General features: G+C 66.5%; 20 protein-coding genes. 8 read left to right on the top strand and 12 right to left on the bottom strand.

What is annotated here, in order from left to right; translation table 11 throughout:
- Window positions 1-3: 3 nt before the first annotated feature.
- The 5 genes from ABIB54_RS13475 to infC form a co-directional block, all read right to left on the bottom strand.
- Window positions 4-792: an amino acid ABC transporter ATP-binding protein gene (locus tag ABIB54_RS13475; RefSeq protein ID WP_502917133.1), complete on the bottom strand. Its 789-nt coding sequence runs from the start codon at window positions 790-792 to the stop codon at window positions 4-6.
- Window positions 793-901: 109 nt separating this feature from the next.
- Entirely contained in the window at window positions 902-1,708 is an 807-nt protein-coding gene (locus tag ABIB54_RS13470; protein WP_354576031.1) for a TrmH family RNA methyltransferase, read from the bottom strand.
- A 231-nt stretch (window positions 1,709-1,939) separates the two neighbouring features.
- Entirely contained in the window at window positions 1,940-2,326 is a 387-nt protein-coding gene (gene rplT, locus ABIB54_RS13465; protein ID WP_185201498.1) for a 50S ribosomal protein L20, read from the bottom strand.
- A 31-nt stretch (window positions 2,327-2,357) separates the two neighbouring features.
- Complete coding sequence (rpmI, locus tag ABIB54_RS13460) at window positions 2,358-2,552, bottom strand: 50S ribosomal protein L35 (protein WP_185201499.1); 195 nt, start codon at window positions 2,550-2,552, stop codon at window positions 2,358-2,360.
- Between the two features lie 30 nt (window positions 2,553-2,582).
- On the bottom strand, window positions 2,583-3,647 hold the full coding sequence (gene infC / locus ABIB54_RS13455) for a translation initiation factor IF-3 (protein WP_354576030.1): 1,065 nt from the start codon (window positions 3,645-3,647) through the stop codon (window positions 2,583-2,585).
- A 248-nt stretch (window positions 3,648-3,895) separates the two neighbouring features.
- Here infC and ABIB54_RS13450 point away from each other — a divergent pair, with 248 nt between their 5' ends.
- Window positions 3,896-4,258, top strand: coding sequence for a DUF1844 domain-containing protein (locus ABIB54_RS13450; RefSeq protein ID WP_354576029.1), 363 nt, complete (start codon window positions 3,896-3,898; stop codon window positions 4,256-4,258).
- Window positions 4,259-4,410: 152 nt separating this feature from the next.
- Window positions 4,411-4,728 (top strand): cupin domain-containing protein, encoded by a 318-nt coding sequence (locus ABIB54_RS13445; protein ID WP_354576028.1) that lies wholly within the window; start codon window positions 4,411-4,413, stop codon window positions 4,726-4,728.
- A 27-nt stretch (window positions 4,729-4,755) separates the two neighbouring features.
- Here ABIB54_RS13445 and ABIB54_RS13440 read toward each other — a convergent pair whose 3' ends face one another.
- Window positions 4,756-5,115, bottom strand: coding sequence for a DUF488 domain-containing protein (locus ABIB54_RS13440; protein WP_354576027.1), 360 nt, complete (start codon window positions 5,113-5,115; stop codon window positions 4,756-4,758).
- Window positions 5,116-5,253: 138 nt separating this feature from the next.
- On the opposite strand from ABIB54_RS13440, the gene ABIB54_RS13435 reads away from it, so the two are divergent.
- Together ABIB54_RS13435 and ABIB54_RS13430 are read left to right on the top strand one after the other, a co-directional pair.
- The gene (locus ABIB54_RS13435; RefSeq protein WP_354576026.1) at window positions 5,254-7,035 is read left to right on the top strand and encodes a molybdopterin-dependent oxidoreductase; all 1,782 of its coding nucleotides are present in this window, start codon (window positions 5,254-5,256) and stop codon (window positions 7,033-7,035) included.
- Window positions 6,930-8,054 (top strand): tellurite resistance/C4-dicarboxylate transporter family protein, encoded by a 1,125-nt coding sequence (locus tag ABIB54_RS13430; RefSeq protein ID WP_354576025.1) that lies wholly within the window; start codon window positions 6,930-6,932, stop codon window positions 8,052-8,054. Before ABIB54_RS13435 ends, ABIB54_RS13430 begins: the two co-directional genes overlap by 106 nt.
- Before the next feature lie 16 nt (window positions 8,055-8,070).
- Here the strand turns inward: ABIB54_RS13430 and ABIB54_RS13425 are convergent, their stop codons facing one another.
- Genes ABIB54_RS13425 through ABIB54_RS13405 form a run of 5 tightly spaced genes read right to left on the bottom strand, consistent with a single transcriptional unit; the run spans window position 8,071 to window position 12,523 of the window.
- Window positions 8,071-8,286, bottom strand: coding sequence for a hypothetical protein (locus ABIB54_RS13425; protein WP_354576024.1), 216 nt, complete (start codon window positions 8,284-8,286; stop codon window positions 8,071-8,073).
- A gap of 11 nt (window positions 8,287-8,297) precedes the next feature.
- The gene (locus ABIB54_RS13420) at window positions 8,298-9,425 is read right to left on the bottom strand and encodes a bifunctional 2-methylcitrate synthase/citrate synthase (RefSeq protein WP_354576023.1); all 1,128 of its coding nucleotides are present in this window, start codon (window positions 9,423-9,425) and stop codon (window positions 8,298-8,300) included.
- A gap of 10 nt (window positions 9,426-9,435) precedes the next feature.
- On the bottom strand, window positions 9,436-10,332 hold the full coding sequence (gene prpB, locus ABIB54_RS13415; protein ID WP_354576022.1) for a methylisocitrate lyase: 897 nt from the start codon (window positions 10,330-10,332) through the stop codon (window positions 9,436-9,438).
- Window positions 10,332-11,831 carry an MmgE/PrpD family protein gene (locus tag ABIB54_RS13410; RefSeq protein ID WP_354576021.1) on the bottom strand — a complete coding sequence of 500 codons (1,500 nt, stop codon included), beginning with the start codon at window positions 11,829-11,831 and terminating at the stop codon, window positions 10,332-10,334. Before ABIB54_RS13410 ends, prpB begins: the two co-directional genes overlap by 1 nt.
- Window positions 11,828-12,523 (bottom strand): GntR family transcriptional regulator, encoded by a 696-nt coding sequence (locus tag ABIB54_RS13405; protein WP_354576020.1) that lies wholly within the window; start codon window positions 12,521-12,523, stop codon window positions 11,828-11,830. The genes ABIB54_RS13410 and ABIB54_RS13405 overlap by 4 nt, the downstream gene beginning before the upstream one ends.
- A 164-nt stretch (window positions 12,524-12,687) precedes the next feature.
- Here ABIB54_RS13405 and ABIB54_RS13400 point away from each other — a divergent pair, with 164 nt between their 5' ends.
- Window positions 12,688-14,586 (top strand): AMP-binding protein, encoded by a 1,899-nt coding sequence (locus ABIB54_RS13400; RefSeq protein WP_354576070.1) that lies wholly within the window; start codon window positions 12,688-12,690, stop codon window positions 14,584-14,586.
- On the opposite strand, the gene ABIB54_RS13395 is transcribed toward ABIB54_RS13400, so the two are convergent.
- Complete coding sequence (locus ABIB54_RS13395; RefSeq protein WP_354576019.1) at window positions 14,576-15,052, bottom strand: Lrp/AsnC family transcriptional regulator; 477 nt, start codon at window positions 15,050-15,052, stop codon at window positions 14,576-14,578. The two genes, ABIB54_RS13400 and ABIB54_RS13395, sit on opposite strands and share 11 nt — an antisense overlap.
- A 168-nt stretch (window positions 15,053-15,220) precedes the next feature.
- Here ABIB54_RS13395 and pdhA point away from each other — a divergent pair, with 168 nt between their 5' ends.
- From pdhA to ABIB54_RS13380, 3 genes are read left to right on the top strand one after another with little or no spacing between them, the layout of a single operon-like run.
- Window positions 15,221-16,345, top strand: a complete 1,125-nt coding sequence (gene pdhA / locus ABIB54_RS13390; protein WP_354576018.1) for a pyruvate dehydrogenase (acetyl-transferring) E1 component subunit alpha — start codon at window positions 15,221-15,223, stop codon at window positions 16,343-16,345.
- Window positions 16,342-17,322: an alpha-ketoacid dehydrogenase subunit beta gene (locus ABIB54_RS13385; protein WP_354576017.1), complete on the top strand. Its 981-nt coding sequence runs from the start codon at window positions 16,342-16,344 to the stop codon at window positions 17,320-17,322. The genes pdhA and ABIB54_RS13385 overlap by 4 nt, the downstream gene beginning before the upstream one ends.
- A complete protein-coding gene (locus ABIB54_RS13380) occupies window positions 17,322-18,587 on the top strand; it encodes a dihydrolipoamide acetyltransferase family protein (RefSeq protein WP_354576016.1) in 1,266 nt (421 codons plus the stop codon). The genes ABIB54_RS13385 and ABIB54_RS13380 overlap by 1 nt, the downstream gene beginning before the upstream one ends.
- The last annotated feature ends 4 nt before the right edge of the window (window positions 18,588-18,591 follow it).

Raw genomic sequence — 18,591 nt, 5'->3', positions numbered from 1 at the left:
GGTCTAGTGATCGAGGATCTTCGACAGGAAGTCCTGAGCGCGCGCGGTCTGCGGATTCGTGAAGAATTGCTCCGGTGTGGCTTCTTCCTCGATGCGGCCGGCGGCCATGAAGAGGACGCGGTCCGCGGCCTTGCGGGCGAAGCCCATCTCGTGGGTGACGACGACCATGGTCATGCCGTCCTTTGCGAGGCCGACCATCACGTCGAGCACCTCGTTGATCATCTCCGGGTCGAGCGCGCTGGTCGGCTCATCCATCAGGATGAGCTTCGGCGTCATGGCCAGCGACCGGGCGATGGCGACGCGTTGCTGCTGGCCACCAGAGAGCTGGGCGGGCATCTTGCCGGCCTGGTCGGCGATGCCCACGCGGTCGAGCATCTCCATGCCGCGCTTGTCGGCGTCGGCCTTAGAGAGCTTGCGCACCTTGATCGGCGCGAGAGTCACGTTCTCGAGGATCGTCTTATGGGCGAAGAGGTTGAAGGACTGGAACACCATGCCGACATCGGCTCGAAGCTGCGCAAGCTCGGAGCCCTCTTCTGGGAGGAGTTCACCGTCGATGGTGATCGTTCCGCTGTCGATGGTCTCCAGCCGGTTGATCGCCCGGCAGAGGGTCGACTTACCCGATCCGCTCGGTCCGATCACGACGACGACTTCGCCGCGGTTGACCACGGTGTTGATGTCGTTGAGCACGTGGAGTTCTCCGAAGTGCTTGTTCACCCCGTCGAGAATCACCAGTGGTTCTCCTCGAACCACGCTGATGTTCGAGGTCGGGGGCTCGCTTGCGCTTGTCTCCATGCCCCCCAATATAGGGGAGACGAGACCCTCCACTCCCATCGAGGGTCAAAGGGTTGCGTGATCGTTAGCGTTCGGCCGAGCACACCGACGCGGCGAATTTACGGCTGAGCTATTGCCCACTCCGCTGAGCGAAGGCACTCTCGTAGAGGCACACCGAAGCGGCGGTCGCGAGGTTCATCGATTCCGCGTGGCCGTAGATGGGCACGGTGATCGCCCGGTCCGCGAGCGCGAAATGCTCGTCCGACAGGCCACGGGCCTCGTTGCCGAAGAGCCACGCGGTCGGCGAGTCGAGCACGCCGTCGACCCGGGCAGCAAGGAGGTCCTCCCCCTTGATGTCCGCCGCCAGCACGGTGAGCCCTGCCTGCTGCACTTTGAGAAGCACGGCCTCGAGCTCCACTCCGACCGCAACGGGAACGTGGAAGATCGAGCCCGTCGATGCGCGCACGACTTTGGGATTGTAGAGGTCGACGCTCCGGCCGGTGAGGATGACCGCATCCGCTCCCGCGGCATCCGCCGCCCGGATGATCGTGCCGGCGTTACCCGGATCGCGCACCTCTTCGAGAATCGCGATCAGCTTCGGCTGCGCGGCCAGGATGTCTTTGAGCGAGGTGGGGAACTGGCGACAGACCGCGATGATCCCCTGGGGGGTGACGGTGTCAGCCATCGTGTCGAGCACCTGCTCGGTGACGAATTCCACGTCGATGCCGGCATCCTCTGCGCGCTGCGCGATGTCGGTGTACCGGTCGAGGGCGGTCGGCGTCGCGAACAGCTCGACGACGAGCTCTGGACGGAACGTCAGCGCCTCCGCAACGGACTGGGGACCCTCGAGCAGAAACTGCCCGCTGGAGATTCTGCCCTCGCGCTTCGCGAGCTTGGCAACGCCTCTGACTCGCGGCGAACGGGGATTATCTAGCACGGGAGCAGTCTATTCTGGCGACCTGAATTACCCGTGGAGGTCGGATTCCCCGGCGCGTATATGTCGGCCCCCTCTCGAGTGTTCCCCTTCGTCAGGATCGGGCCAGCTCGACGAGGCCCATACCTGACAAACGGGAACATTCGTAAAGGCTCGGCGCGCGGTTTACAGTCGCGGGCAGCACGAAGGCCCCCGCGCAGCGCGCGAGGGCCTTCGAGACAGAACGACTGCGGGCTACGCGAGCACCTTCGGAGCGGAGGTGTCGGCCGGGAGAGCGGCCTTCGCGGTGGCCACGAGCGCCGCGAACGTGGCGGGCTCGGTGACGGCGAGGTCGGCGAGGATGCGACGGTCCACTCCCACTCCGGCCAGGTTCAGGCCCTGGATGAGGCGGTTGTAGGTGAGGCCGTTCGCTCGGGAAGCCGCGTTGATGCGCTGGATCCACAGGCGACGGAAGTCACCCTTGCGGGCACGACGGTCACGGTACGCGTAGACGAGGGAGTGAGTGACCTGCTCCTTCGCCTTGCGGTACAGACGCGAACGCTGACCGCGGTAACCCTTGGCGCGCTCGAGGATTACCCGACGCTTCTTGTGGGCGTTGACGGCCCTCTTTACTCTTGCCATTTCCGTTTTCCTTTAGTTCTGGGGCTCGACGTTAGATGCCGAGAAGCTTCTTGATGGCCTTGACGTTCGCCGGGGCGATGACCTGGTCCTGGTTGAGGCGGCGCTTGCGCTGGCCCGACTTGGTCACCAGGTTGTGGCGCATGCCAGCCTGCTGCTTCATGATCTTTCCGCTACCGGTGACCTTGAATCGCTTCTTGGTGCCGGAGTGCGTCTTCTGCTTGGGCATATCTCTCCTTTTTGGTGCTACTCGTCGGAACTAGTCCGACGACACATCTGCTGGTGCAGTCTTGGGCGGAACCGCGCGCGGCTTCGGCGCGTTTCCGGGGGTGGGAGCCGGGCGGGGTGCCGGCTTGGAGGCCGTCGCCGGCGTGGGCTTGGACGCCGCGGCCGGGGTGGCGCTCGCGCGCGGTGCCGGGGCGGCCTTGGGGGCGGCGGCCGGGGCAGCCTTCACGGCCGCGGCCGGCGAGGCTGCAGCGGGAGCAGCCGCGGCGGGCGCAGCCGTGGTCGCGGCAGCCGGTGTGGCGGCAGCCGGGGCAGCCTTCACGGCCGGAGCGGCCGTGGTCTCGGCCGCTGGTGCCTTCCGTGCCTCGACGGGAGCCGCGGCCGGAACCTCGACGACCGGGTGGGCTGCGGCATCCGTCGCTGCCTTGACCGACTCGGGCGGCAGGGCAGGAAGCTCCGCGCTCGCCGGACGCTCCGTGCGCTCCGGCTTCGACTTCGCGATCTTGGCGTCATGCTCTGCCTTGACCTCAGCCTTGGTCTTGAGCGGCCCGATCACCATGACCATGTTGCGCCCGTCGATCATCGGGGTCGACTCGACGCTTCCGAATTCCGACACATCCTCCGCAAAACGCTGAAGGAGGCGCACACCCTGCTCGGGGCGCGACTGCTCGCGACCGCGGAACAGGATCATGGCCTTCACCTTGTCGCCGCCCTGGAGGAATCCCTCGGCGCGCTTGCGCTTGGTCTCGTAGTCGTGCACATCGATCTTGAGGCGGAACCGCACCTCTTTGAGGATGGTGTTGGACTGGTTGCGCTTGGCTTCTTTCGCCTTCTGCGCTGTTTCGTACTTGAACTTGCCGAAGTCCATGATCTTGGCAACGGGAGGCTTGGAGTTGGGAGCAACCTCAACCAGATCCAGGTCTGCCTCCTGGGCAAGACGAATGGCGTCTTCAATGCGCACTACACCGACCTGTTCGCCATTGGGGCCAACAAGTCGGACCTCCGGAACGCGGATTCGGTCATTGGTACGGGGATCGCTGATGCGTAACTCCTTAGTCGGTCGTGTTGGCCTGTGGATTCGGCGATGTGCCGGACTCACGACGACTGAAGAAATTCACGCGCCCTCGGCATCCGACTTTCTTCGGACACTTCGGCACGGCGACCTGACTACCCGCACCCCCGTGAGGAGGAACAGGCGGACCGCAACAACCCGGTAACCTCGTCATCAGCGATGTTTAGTAAAAACATCACTCAGCGGTCAAGCGCGGGTGGGAGAATCTCCACTTTCGTTCCGGGATCCCTTGCAGGGCCCGGAGCCAGCGTTCAGTGTAACAGAGGAAACGCCCGATGAACCAGCAGGATCATTCAGAACCCGGCCACACCCACGAGAATGATGCGGCGCGGGATATCGCGGACGTTCCCGCGATCGAGGTCATCAACACGGTCGCCGTGCATCTGCTCAGTGCCGCCGCGGTGAAGTGCGGACTTGCGGACGATCCAGACTCCCAGCTCGACCTCGATGAGGCCCGCAAGCTGATCAATGCCCTGGCCGGCCTGATCACCGCGAGCGCCCCCGATCTCGGCGACCAGCACGCCCGGGCGCTGAGGGACGGACTGCGTTCGGTGCAGCTCGCCTTCCGTGAGGCGTCCACGATTCCGGATGCCCCCGGACTCGGGGCCGGCGAGAAGTGGACCGGCGCAGTCAACTGAACGCCGCCGCACCGCGCGACCGGTGACGAGACCGGCGACGGAATCGGGTATCCGGAGCGGCAATGGTGGGAGATGGTGGGAGACTGTGCTGCACGAGCCATCGAGCAAGCCCCACCGAGCCAGAGGGATGCGACACCGTGCAGAAGACATCGTTGACAGCACTTGCGAGAACCGAACTCCATTCAGCCCTCGAGGCATCGAGCGGCCGCAGCGCGAAGACCGTGTACGGCGGCCACGAGCACGTGCTACGACAGACCCTGATCTCACTGCGGGCCGGCGAGGCGCTCGCCGAGCACAATAATCCGGGTGAGGCCACGGTGCAGGTGCTGCACGGCCGCGTAGTGCTCGCGGCGGGCGAGGAATCCTGGTCCGGCTGGACCGGCGACCTGATCATCGTTCCGGACGCGCCGCACTCGGTGACGGCTGTCGAGGATTCGAGCATCCTGCTCACCGTGGTCAAACTCCGCTGAACCCGATGCCGGCCCGGCGGATCGCGATCAGTCGCTGAGGATCTCGGCGAGCACGGCCGCCTCGCTGATGGCCGGGTCCTTGGTCGCCGTGAGGAGGGTGACCGCGCCGCCTGCGACGAGTTCGCGCAGGTGGGCGAGCGCAGCCGCTCGCTCCGGCTCCCCCAGCTCGACGCGGTACCGATCGGCGAAACCCTCGAAGCGTTCGGGAACGTGGCCGTACCAGGTGCGGAGTTCCGCCGACGGTGCGACGTCTTTGCACCACTCGTCGAGATGGGCCCTCTCCTTGCTGAGGCCGCGCGGCCAGAGACGATCGACGAGCACCCGGGTGCCGTCGGTGGGATGAGGTTCTTCGTAGGCTCGTCGTACTTTCACGCGGGTGGATGTCATGGTGTGCTCCTCGCCCGCCACCCTAGACTCCTTCCCCGCCAGGGGCCATCGTGACGAATGCCCCGGGTATCGACGTGCGAGCGGGCGGGTATCGGCGCGATCGTATCCGCAGCGGGTGAATGGGCCTAGGCTCCGGGCATGCCCCCGACTCCGCAGGACCAGCCCATCCCCGCCGCCGACCTCGGCGCGGGGGGATCCAAGGCGAGCTTTCGATCGGAGCTCGACCAGCGCCGCTACAGCGTCGTGAACGAGGATTGGGCCGGTGGAATCCCCGCCCAGTACGGTGTCGCGCCCCGGGTGCGGATCGGTCGCTCGAAGTGGTTCAACCTGTTGTGGCTTCTTCCGATCGCCGTGCTTCTGCTCCTTATCGCGATCGCCGTCGCCAAGGGGCTGAGGGGCGTGCCTGCGGTGCAGGACTTCCTGCGCAGCTTCCCCGGCGAATCCGAGTTGCCCGGCGACGCGCCGGTCGGCTTTCCGGCCTGGCTCGGATGGCAGCACTTTCTCAACCTGTTCTTCATGATCTTCATCATCAGGTCGGGAATCACTATCTTGAGCGACCACCCCCGGCTCTACTGGACACGCCACTCGACACCCGGCAAGGACTGGTTCCGCATCCAGAAACCGGTGCCGGCCAACCCGCTCTACACGGCGAAGGAAGACTCGATCACCCTGCCGAACGGGGTCGGCCTGCCCGGACGCCGCCATTCGATCGGTCTCGCGCGCTGGTGGCATCTGGGCATCGACACGCTCTGGCTCGCCAATGGAATCGTGTTCTACGTGCTGCTGTTCGCGACCGGACAGTGGATGCGGCTGATCCCACTGCACTGGGATGTCATCCCGAATTCGATCTCGGTGGGCATCCAGTACCTGTCACTCGATTGGCCGAGTGAGAACGGGTGGAACAACTACAACAGCCTGCAACTCATCGCCTACTTCATCACCGTGTTCATCGCGGCACCCCTGGCGCTGGTGACCGGTCTCGGCATGTCTCCGGCCCTGTCGACCCGGTTTCGACGCGTGAGTTCGGTGTTCAGCATCCAGGTGGCCCGCTCGCTGCACTTCCTCGTGCTGTGCTGGTTCCTGTTCTTCATCCTCGTGCACGTCTCACTCGTCATCACCACCGGCGCCCTCCGCAACCTCAACCACATGTATGCGTCGCAGAACACCGAAAGCTGGGTCGGGTTCTGGATCTTCGCCGCGTCGATGGTGGTGGTCATCGTCGCCTGGGTGGCCGCGACCCCGTTCACCTACCGCCACCCTCGGGTGGTGCAGCGCGTCGGATTCGCCCTGATCGGGCCGGCCCAGCGTCTCTTCGAACACATCGACTCCAAGCCCGGCCAGTACAGCGAAAAGGACATCTCGCCGTATTTCTGGCACAACGGCAAATATCCGGACACTGAGGAGTACACGCAGCTGGAGGCCGGCCTGTTCGCCGACTACAAGCTCGTCGTCAACGGTCTCGTCGAACACCCGGTCGAGCTCGACCTCGAGCAGTTGCGTGCGCTGTCGCACCACGAGCAGATCACCCAGCATTTCTGCATCCAGGGCTGGTCGGGGGTCGCCAAGTGGGGTGGGGTGTCGATGCAGACGATCCTCGACACGGTGAAGCCCACCCCTGAGGCGAAATGGGTGATCTTCTATTCGTTTGCCCACGGCCCGGAGGGGGGCCTCTACTATGACGCGCAGCCGATCGAGCAGATGAGCTACCACCTCACGATGCTCGCCTACGACATGAATGACGCACCCGTCTCGTTCGGCCACGGGGCCCCGTTGCGCCTTCGCAACGAAACGGAATTGGGCTTCAAGATGGTGAAGTGGATCAAGGGAATCGAATTCGTCGCGGACTTCGCCGAGGTCGGTGGAGGGCTGGGCGGCTACAACAACGACCACGAGTTCTTCGGATACCGGCAATCGATCTGAGCCGCGGTTGGCGGGGCACGGCCAGGGGGCTGCCCTCCGCCGCCTTCTCCTTCGTGATGGCGACCGGGATCCTGTCGTCAGCATTCGCCCTCATCGGCTGGTCGGCGCCCTCGTTCGTGCTGCTGATCATCGCTCTGGTGGGGCTGGCTGTTCTCGTCGCTCTCGCCACCACCCGCGTGATGCTCTTCCGCAGCGAGATCGCCTCGGATGCCCGCGATCCCGCTCGGGCGTTCGGATTCTTCACCACCGTCGCCGCGCTCAACGTCGTGGGCATCCGGCTCTATACGCCCGCGCAGCCCTGGGTGACGATCGCGCTCGCGGTGATCAGTGTGCCGCTGTGGGTGCTCCTGGCTTACGGGATCCCCGGTGCCCTGATCCTCGGCCCGCGGGAGGAGCCCGTCGCGAATCGCGTCGACGGCAGCTGGTTTCTCTGGGTGGTCGGAACGCAGTCGGTCGCCATCGTGGCGGCCATCACCGGAGCGAGCACCGGCAACAGTCTGCTGGCGGATGTCGCCGTGGCGCTGTGGGGAATCGGTGTTGTTCTCTACCTTCTGCTTGCGGCCCTGGTGTCACTCCGACTGTTGACGACGCGCAGCGAGCCGGGCAGCTTCAGCCCCTCGTATTGGATCTTCATGGGCGCCACCGCGATCTCCGTGCTGGCCGGCTCGCAGATCCTGCTGCTGCCCGCGACCCTGCCGGTAGTGCGGGCAACCGCTCTGCTGGTCTCCGGCATCAGTTACGTTTTGTGGGCCTTCGGTACGGCCTGGGTGCCACTGCTGGTGATCTTCGGCGTCTGGCGCCACCTGGTGAAACGAGTGCCCTTCCGTTACGAGACGAGCCTCTGGAGCGTAGTTTTCCCCCTCGGCATGTACTCGGTGGCGAGCCTGCATTTCGGAGCGGTGGCCAACCTGCCCCCGCTGTCGGCAATCGGTGAGGGCGCCGTCGCGGTGGCCGCGCTGGCGTGGGCGGTTGTAACCGTCGTCGCTCTGCGCGCTGTGCCACACGGCGCCGGGCGTTAGCGCGCGGCCTCGAGCATTAGCGCGCAGCTGCGTCGTCGTCCCGGTCGTGGTCGAAGAGGTTCGGCGGACCCGGCCGGTTGCGCCGGTTTCGGGCGGTCACCACGAATCCCACGGCGACCCACGCGATGCCCACCACGAAGAACCACGGTTGCGCGGACGCGCCGAGCAGAAGCCCGAGGAGCACCACGACGAAGCCGAGGTTCAACCAGAAATAGACCGACTTCTTCGGCACCGCGCGCTCTCCTAGGACAGGTGACGCTCGTTGGGCCCGTTGTAGAGGCTGAGCGGGCGGATCAGTGCGTTCGATGCGAGCTGTTCCATGATGTGCGCGGTCCAGCCGGTGATCCGGCTCGCCACGAACAGCGGCGTGAACATCTCGGTGTCGTAGCCGATGAGGCTGTACGCCGGTCCAGAGGGGTAGTCGAGGTTGGGCTTGATGTTCTTGGTCTCCCCCATCGCCGCCTCGAGGGTGTCGTAGAGGTCGGCCAGGGGCTGGGCGTCGTACTCGACGATGAGCGTGTCGAGCGCGGCCTTCATCGTGGGCACTCGCGAGTCGCCGTTCTTGTAGACCCGATGACCGAATCCCATGATCTTGCGCTTCTCGGCGAGCGCCTGATCGAGCCAACCCCTCGCCTTGTCGGCGGTGCCGATCTCGTCGAAGACGTGCATGACGGCCTCGTTCGCCCCACCGTGCAATGCGCCCTTGAGCGCCCCCACGGCCCCGACGACGGCGGAATACAGGTCGGAGAGGGTGGAGGTGATCACCCGGGCGGTGAAGGTGGAGGCGTTGAAGGAGTGCTCGGCGTACAGGATCATCGACACGTCGAAGGCGTTCACCACCACGAGGTCGGGAACGTCTCCGAAGGTCATGTGCAAGAAGTTGGCCGAATAGCCCAGATCGTCCCGCGGCTCCACCAGGTCGAGGTCACGGCGACGACGCTGGTCGTACGAGACGATCGCGGGCAGCTTGGCCAGCAGCGAGATGGACTTGGCCAGGTTCGATTCTGGGGATGCATCGGCGGCATCCGGATCGTTGGCACCGATCACACTGACCGCGGTACGCACGACATCCATCGGGTGGGCGGTGAGGGGCAGATCGTCGATCACGCGCTTGATGTTGTCGTCGAGACCGCGCAACGAGCGCTCCAGGGTCTCGAAATCGGCGAGCTGGCGCTCATCCGGCAGCTCGCCGTGCCAGAGGAGGTAGGCCACCTCTTCGAACGAGCACTTCGCCGCGAGCTCCTGCACGGGGTATCCGCGATAGAGCAGGGAATTCGTGTCGGGATTCACCTTGGAGACGGCGGTGTAGTCGACGACGACCCCGGCGAGGCCCTTCTTCGGTGCGGTTTCCGTGCCGGCTGAATCTGCCATGTGCGTGCTCCTAGCTCAGGGTGAAGTTGAAAACGCTGGTGTCGAAGGCGTTGTACGCCTCGTAGTCGAGCAACTCGTAGAGCCGGGCACGCGTCTGCATGTTCGGCACCTCCGAATTCAGTGAACCCTCCCGCTTGATGGTATCGAGACCGCGCTCGGCCGCGCCCATCGCGAGTCGGAGGAGGCTCACGGGGTAGATCACGAGGTTGATGCCGACTCCCGCGAGCTGGTCGTTCGTGAACAGCTCGCTCTTTCCGAACTCCGTCATGTTGGCGAGGATCGGCACGTCGACCGCGGCGCGGATCGCCTCGAACTCCGCGAGATCCTTCATGGCCTCGGGGAAGATCGCATCTGCCCCGGCATCGACGAGGGCCTTCGCCCGGTCGATCGCCACGGCCAGACCGTCGACCGCTCGGATGTCGGTGCGAGCCATGATCAGGAGGTTCGGGTCGCGGCGGGCATCCACGGCGGCGCGGATGCGCTTGGTCGCCGTGTTCGCGTCGACGACGGCCTTGCCATCCAGGTGCCCACAGCGCTTCGGGTTGACCTGGTCTTCGATGTGGAGGCCGGCCACGCCGGCATCCTCGAGTTCCTGCACGGTGCGGGCGACGTTCATCGGCTCACCGAAGCCGGTGTCCGCATCCACGAGCGCCGGCAGGTCGGTCATGCGGCTGATCTGCTTCGCGCGGTTCGCCACCTCCGTGAGGGTGGTGAGGCCGATGTCCGGGAGCCCGAGGTCGGCGGCGATCACGGCTCCGGAGATGTACACCCCGTCGAAGCCCCTGTCTTGGATGAGCTTCGCGCTCAGCGGGTTGAACGCCCCGGGCACGAGCTGCAGCTTTGCACTGCCGAGCGCGGACCGGAAGGTCGCCCGCTTCTCGGCCGCGGTGAGAGAGGAATACAACATCAGAAGAGTCCCTTCGGGCCGACTCCGAGAAGGCCGGGTTTCGCTGTGACGGTGAGGCCGCCGAGCTCCTCGGCGGTCAGCTCTGGCAGGCGTTGTACGAGTTCGAGGAAGCGGTCGGTCTCCGCGGGCTCGAGGATATCCGCGGCGAGCGCCCGGAATTTGGCGATGTAGTGCTCGCGGGCGAACGGCCGAGCGCCGAGCGGGTGGGCATCCGCCACCGCGATCTCGTCGACGATGGTCGTGCCGTCGAAGAGGGTGATGACCACGCGGCCACCGAAGGCTTTCTCCGCCGGATCGTTGGAGTGATAACGGCGAGTCCACTCGGCATCCTCAGTGGTTGTCACGCGGTTCCAGAGCGCGACGGTGTCGGCGCGGCCGGCCCGCTCCGGGGCATAGGAGCGCTCGTGGTGCCATTCGCCATCCTGAAGTGCGACGGTGAAGATGTACGGTATCGAGTGATCGAGGGTCTCACGGCTGGCGGTCGGGTCGTATTTCTGCGGATCGTTCGCGCCCGATCCGATCACGAAATGAGTGTGGTGGCTCGTGTGGATGACCACCGACGCGATCGAGTCGGTGCCGAGGGCCGGGTACTCGTTGTGAAGCTTTCGGGCAAGGTCGATCCAGGCCTGCGCCTGGTACTCCGCCGAGTGCTCCTTGGTATAGGTGTCGAGGATGCCGCGCTTGGCCTCGCCGGCCTCGGGAAGCGGCACCTCGTAGTGCGCGTCCGGTCCGTCGAGCAGCCAGGCGATCACACCGTCCTCGCCCTCGTAGATGGGGGTCGGGCTGGTCTGGCCGCGCATCGCGCGATCCACAGCTTCGACAGCCATCTTGCCGGCGAAGGCAGGAGCGTAGGCCTTCCAGGTAGAGATCTCGCCCTTGCGGGACTGGCGGGTGGCTGTGGTGGTGTGCAGCGCCTGTCCGATCGACTGGAAGATCACCTCCGGCGAGAGGTGGAGCATCGTGCCGATCCCCGCCGCGGCCGACGGGCCGAGGTGGGCCACATGGTCGATCTTGTGGGCGTGCAGGCTGATCGCCTTCACCAGGTCGACCTGGATCTCATAACCGGTGGCGATTCCGCGCACGAGGTCGGCTCCGGTGCATCCGACGTGCTGGGCGACCGCGAGGATCGGGGGGATGTTGTCGCCCGGGTGGGAGTACTCGGCCGCGAGGAAGGTGTCGTGGTAGTCGAGTTCGCGAACGGCGACTCCGTTGGCCCAGGCCGCCCACTCGGGACCGAATCGTCCGGGGATGCCGAACACCGTGGATCCGGGCTCGTAGGGGTGGTCTTCGGCCTGCGCCCGGGCGGCGACGGCCGGGGCGCGGGTGAGGGAGGCGGTGGCCACCGCTGCGTTGTCGATCAGCCGGTTGATCACCATCTCGGTGACCTCCGGGGTGACCGCCACGGTGTCAGCGGCGACTTCGGCGATCTTCCAGGCGAGCTGGTGTTCGCGGGCGAGGTTCTCAGAACTCGGGTGGACTCTGACGGAGTGCAGTTTCACGGTGTTCCTTTCGGGGCGGGGCTGGTGGCGCCCGCCGACTGGTGGAGGTGTGCCATCTTCTGGATGTTTCGGAGGGCCTGGTGCAGGTGAACCTGCGTCGCGTGGGCGGCGAGTTCGGCATCGCGGGCGGCGATCGCCTGCACGATCAGCAGGTGCTCCGCCGCCGCGGCCGAGAGCCGTGCCGGATCGTCGACGGCGAGACGGCGCACGCGCACGAGATGGGTGCGGAGCGTGGACAGTGCCGCCGCGAGATAGGAGTTGTCGACGGAGTCGTCGATGGCTTCATCGAGGCGGGCGACGAGGCCGTAATACGCATGACGGGCCGGGTCATCGTGTTCGAGCAGGTCATTGACGGCGGCGAACTCGATCTCGAGCTGCTCGAATACCGCCGGGTCACCGCGCCGGGCGGCGAGACGTGCCGCCTGCTCTTCGAGCGCCTGCCGCACCTCGAAGATCTCCCGGATGCTGGCAAGCGACAGCTCGGTGACGACGAGACCGCGCCCGGACTGGGGCGACACGAGGCCATCAGCCATCAGACGGGCGAGTGCTTCGCGCAGGGGGGTGCGGGAGACTCCGAGCCGGGTGGACTGCTCGACCTCGCCGAGTACGCTCCCCGGGCGCAGCTCCCACTCCACGATCTCATCCCGAAGGGTCTGGTATGCCCGGTCGCTTGCGCGCTGAGTGACTGCCATTGCTTCCCTCCGTTGCGACCGCAATTTGCATCTGTGTACACATTATGGCCCACCAGGACCGCATTTGCCCATCCTGTGTCATACTTCATCCACATTCTGTATACAGAACCGGTAGGGCAACTTCGATGGAGAGGTATTCCGTGAGTGCACCACTCGAGCAAACTGTGAACTCCGGCGGCTACCGGCGGGCCTTCGACCAGAGCGTCGACGACCGCGAGGGCTTCTGGCTCGACGCGGCGAAGCTCGTGGACTGGACGGTCGCACCGACCACCGCTCTCGACAGCAGCGCCGCGCCCCTCTACCGGTGGTTCGCTGGTGCGCAACTCAATACCTGCTTCAACGCGCTCGACCGCCATGTGCTCGCGGGGCGCGGGGAGAGCATCGCCCTGATCTACGACTCCCCCGTTGTCGGCAAGAAGAAGAGCTACAGCTACGCGACTCTGCTCGACAAGGTCTCCAGGTTTGCGGGCGTGCTCGCCGATGCCGGGGTGGCCAAGGGCGACCGGGTGATCATCTACATGCCGATGATGCCGCAGGCCCTCGTCGCCATGCTGGCCTGCGCGCGACTCGGGGCGGTGCACTCCGTGGTGTTCGGCGGCTTCGCTGCCAAAGAACTCGCCGCCCGCATCGACGATGCCGAGCCGATCGTGATCGTGACCGCCACCGGCGGAATCGAGCCGAATCGCGTGGTCGAGTACCTTCCCACCATCGCGGCCGCGCTGAAATTGAGCACGCACACTGTCGGAACCGTGATCGTGAAGGACCGTCCGGAGGTGCCGGGGTGGGCCTCTGATCACGCCACCGAGGGCACGGCCTGGTGGGACTGGGACGAGCACTCGATGACGGCGACGCCGCGCGCTGCCGTTGCGGTGGCCGCGACCGATCCGCTCTACATCCTGTACACCTCCGGCACGACGGGTGCACCGAAGGGCGTGGTTCGCGACAACGGCGGCCATGCGGTGGCCATGGCCTGGTCGATGAAGAACATCTACGACATCGGGCCGGGGGATGTGATGTGGACGGCGAGCGACGTCGGCTGGGTGGTGGGCCACTCCTACATCGTCTACGGTCCCCTCATCGCCGGGGCGACGACGGTGCTCTACGAGGGAAAGCCGGTGGGAACACCGGATGCCGGTGCGTTCTGGCGCGTGGTCTCTGACTACCGCGTGAAGACCCTCTTCACCGCGCCGACCGCGCTGCGCGCCATCCGCAAGGCCGATCCGCACGCCGCGCTCTCCCACCAATACGACCTCAGCTGCCTGGACGCCCTCTTCCTCGCCGGCGAGCGCCTCGACCCCGACACCTGGACCTGGGCGACCGCGCTGCTCGAGAAGCCGGTGATCGACCACTGGTGGCAGACCGAGACCGGCTGGGCGATCTGCGCGAGCCCGCGGGGGCTCGAGGAGCTTCCGCTTCGTGCCGGATCGCCATCCTTCCCCGTGCCCGGGTACAACGTAAGCATCGTGGACGAGCACGGCCAGACCGTGCCGCACCTCGACGAGGGGAACATCGTCATCTCCCTCCCGCTGCCCCCCGGCACCCTCGCCACCCTGTGGAATGGCGGCGAACGCTATGTGCACCAGTACCTCTCGGTGTTCCCGGGCCACTACCTCACGGGCGACTCGGGCTACTTCGACCGCGAGGGCTACCTCTACGTCATGGGCCGAACCGACGACATCATCAATGTGGCGGGCCACCGGCTCTCGACGGGAGCGATGGAGCAGGTGCTCGCGCAGCATCCGGCCGTCGCCGAGTGCGCGGTGATCGGGGTGCATGACGAGATCAAGGGCCAGAAGCCGATGGGCTACGTGGTGCTGAAGAGCGGAACGGACATCACCGACGATGCCCTCGCCACCGACCTGGTCGCGATGGTGCGGGAGCAGATCGGCGCCGTCGCCGCGTTCCGCGACGTGGTGGTGGTCTCCGGACTGCCGAAGACCCGGTCGGGCAAGATCCTGCGGAAGACCATGCGCCAGATCGTGAACGGCGAGGACTATGTGGTGCCCCCGACGATAGAAGACACGCAATCGATCGCGGTGATCACCGCGACGGTCAGTCGCTGAGACCGGCGCGCTGCCGCAACAGCGGCGCCGTGCGATAGGGCACCATCTCCCGCATCGACAGCGAGACCTCGGTGCGCTCGATTCCGGGTGAGGCCAGGATGACCCCGGCGATGCGGTACAGATCGTCGGTGTCCTGCGCCACCACGCGGATCATGATGTCGGCGTCCCCGGCGATGCCGTGCACCTCCACCACCTCGGGGATGCCGGTGAGCGCGGCCTCGATCTCCTGCAGGCGGTGCTGGTCGACCCTGGCCGTGACGAAGGCGGTGAGTGGATAGCCCAGGGCCCGGTGCTGCACGCGCTGATCCATACTGCCGAGCAGTTGCCCGGCCTCGAGCCGCGCGAGCCGCGACTGCACAGTGTTGCGGGAGAGACCGAGGCGCTGGGCGAGCTCGACGCCCGAGAGCCGGGCGTCGTCGCTGAGGGCGAGGAGGATGCGGGCGTCGGTGCCGTCGAGGTCTTGCATGTATCGCAGTCTGGCACGGTTGGACGCGCTCACGGTGTGCATTCTGCTCAACGCTCGAGAGATAGGTTGTGCAGTATCGCCGCAGGGCGCACTATTCATGGGACAACTGGCCACAAGCCAGACAGGCACTGACGCCAGCATTCATACACGTCAACGAGGACGGTAGCCATGAGCATCGCATCGATCGAGACCACCGAGCACACCGAGCACACCGAAACGGTGGCGCTGTTGCCCACCGCCGGCGGTGACCTGATCTCCCATCCCGTCTTCTCGAGTTATGTCAGCGACATCGGGGACGCCGAGCTGGTGCAGTTGTACACCGATCTCGTTGTCGTGCGGCGCATCGACGCCGAAGCCACGGCGCTGCAGCGCCAGGGCGAGCTCGGCCTCTGGGCGCCGATGCTCGGCCAGGAGGCCGCGCAGGTGGGATCCGCCCACGCCCTGCGCTCGAAGGACTTCGTCTTCGCCAGCTACCGTGAGCATGCCGTCGCATACGTGCGCGGAGTGGACCCCACCATGATCCTGCGGTTTTGGCGCGGATCGACCCACTCGGGCTGGAACCCCTACGAGGTCAACATGACGACCCCGGCGATCGTCGTCGGTTCGCAGATGCTGCAGGCGGTCGGCTATGGGATGGGTATCCGTCGCGACCGCTCCGACGACATCGCGATCACCTACTTCGGTGACGGGGCCACCAGCCAGGGTGACTTCTCCGAGGCCCTCGGATTCGCCGCGAGCTTCACCGCCCCGGTCGTCTTCTTCTGCCAGAACAACCAGTTCGCCATCTCGGCTCCCGTCGGAGTGCAGACCACCGTTCCGATCGTGCGCCGCGCCGCCGGCTTCGGCATCGAGGGGGTGCAGGTGGACGGCAACGACGTGCTCGCCGTGCTCGCCGTCACCCGCTACGCCGCCGAGCGCGCGCGCAACGGCGACGGACCCACCTTCATCGAAGCCGTGACCTACCGCATGGGGCCGCACACGACATCCGACGACCCGACCCGCTACCGCGATGCCGAAGAGCTCGCCCGCTGGAAGGAACGCGACCCGATCGACCGGCTGCGGCGCACCCTCGAGCACCGTGGGCTCGCGACCCCGGAGGCGCTCGCCGCCGCCGAAGCGAAGGCCGCCGAGTTCGCGGCCTCGGTTCGGGCCGGATGCCTCGGAACCGTCGAACCGGCACCGGAGTCGATCTTCGAGAACGTCTACTGCGAACCGCACCCGCTGCTCGAGGAGGAGCGGGTCGAATTCCTGGCGTACCACGGCATCCCCGACACGAAGGCGGCCGACAAGTGACGACCCTCTCCCTGGCCAAGGCCATCAACGCCGGACTGCGCCGCTCGCTCGACTCCGACGACCGCGTCATGCTGATGGGCGAAGACGTCGGCGCCCTCGGCGGCGTCTTTCGGGTGACCGACCAGCTTCAGGCCGAATTCGGCCGGGAACGGGTGTTCGACACCCCGCTCGCGGAATCCGGCATCATCGGCACCGCCATCGGACTCGCGATGCGGGGCTACCGGCCCGTCTGCGAGATCCAGTTCGACGGCTTCATCTACCCGGCTTTCGACCAGATCGTGTCGCAGCTGGCGAAGATCCATAAGCGCACCGACGGGGCCGTCACCGTGCCCCTGACCATCCGAGTGCCCTACGGCGGGGGCATCGGAGCGGTCGAGCACCACTCCGAGTCGCCGGAGGCCTACTTCGCGCACACCGCCGGCCTGCGAGTCGTCTCGTGCTCGTCGGCGGATGACGCCTACGGCATGATCCAGCAGGCCATCGCCTCCGACGACCCGGTGCTCTTCTTCGAACCGAAGCGCCGCTACTGGGACAAGCAGGATGTCGACCTCGACGGCAGCCCGACGCTCGGGCTTTTCGACGCCCGGGTGCTCACCGAAGGGACCGACCTCACGGTCGTCGCCTACGGCCCGATGGTGGCCACCGCCCTCGCCGCCGCCCGCGAGGCGGCCACCGAGGGCACCTCGGTCGAGGTCATCGACCTGCGATCACTCTCCCCCATCGACTTCGTCACCATCGAGCGCTCGGTCGCGAAGACCGGTCGGCTCGTCGTGGTGCACGAGGCACCCGCGTTCCTGGGGCTCGGGGCCGAGATCGCCGCCCGCATCTCCGAGCGCTGCTTCTGGATGCTCGAATCCCCCGTGATCCGAGTGGGCGGGTACTCGACGCCCTACCCGCCGTCCAAGGTGGAGCAGTATTACCTGCCCGATATCGACCGGGTACTCGACGCGATCGACCGAAGCCTGGCGGTGCAGTGATGGCTACCGACTTCCTGCTCCCCGACCTCGGCGAAGGCCTGGCCGATGCGGAGATCGTGCGCTGGCTCGTGAAGGCCGGCGACGAGGTGGCGCTCAACCAGGTCATCTGCGAGGTGGAGACCGCCAAGGCACTGGTCGAGCTGCCCTCGCCGATCGTCGGGGTGGTCTCCTCGCTGCGCGTCTCGGAGGGCGAGACGGTGATGGTGGGGGCGCCGATCATCAGCTTCGGCGCCGATGACCTCGCACCAGAGTCGAGGGAAGAAGACGGCCGGTCGAACATGCTCGTCGGCTACGGCCCCGGCGAGACCGACCACAGGTCCGGCCAGCGCCGTCGAAAGAGTGCCCCGGCTGCTTCCGCTCCCACTGCCGCACCCGCCCCACCCGCGTCGTCACGAGTGCTCGCCAAGCCGCCGGTGAGGGATCTCGCCCGGCGGCTCGGGCTCGATCTCACAACCGTCATCGGCACGGGATCGAATGGCGCGGTCATCCGCTCGGACGTCGAGGCCGCGAGTGCTGCTGCTCCGGCCGCTGTCGCCGGCACCGCCTCCCCGGCCGTTCCCCGCCAGGAGGAGACCCGCGTGCCGATCGGCGGCGTCCGCAAGCGCACCGCCGCGGCCATGGTCGCGAGCGCGTTCACCGCGCCCCATGTCACCGAGTTCGTCACCGTGGATGTCACCCCCACCGTCGAGCTGGTGGAGCACCTGCGAGCGCACCCGGCATTCGAGGGCGCGCGGGTCACTCCGCTGCTGCTCGTCGCGAAGGCGTTGGCGATGGTGATTCTGCGGCATCCGGAACTCAACTCCCGGTGGGACGAGGCGAGCCAGGAGATCGTGACCTACCGGGCGGTCAATCTCGGCATCGCGGTCGCAACGCCCCGCGGCCTCATGGTGCCGAACATCCGGGATGTCAATTCCCTGACACTCCGCGAGCTCGCCGATGCCCTCTCGGGCCTGGCGACGCGCGCGCGCGACGGCAAGACCGCCGTCTCCGAACTCGCAGGCGGCACCATCAGCCTCACGAACATCGGGAGCTTCGGAATCGACAGCGGAACCCCGATCATCAATCCCGGGGAGGCTGCGATACTGTGCACCGGAGCGATCCGACGGCAGCCCTGGGAGTTCCGCGGGGAGATCGCGCTGCGCTCGGTGATGACCCTGAGCGTCTCCTTCGATCATCGTCTCGTGGACGGGGCCGAGGGCTCGGCCTTCCTCGCAGAGATCGGTCGTATCCTGGCCGATCCGCTCGAACTCATCGCCCTCGGATAGGAGC

The organism is Frigoribacterium sp. UYMn621, assembly GCF_040549525.1.
Taxonomy (GTDB): Bacteria; Actinomycetota; Actinomycetes; order Actinomycetales; family Microbacteriaceae; genus Lacisediminihabitans.
Note: the sequence above shows the minus strand (reverse complement) of the source record. Positions and strands in the feature narration are given on the sequence as shown.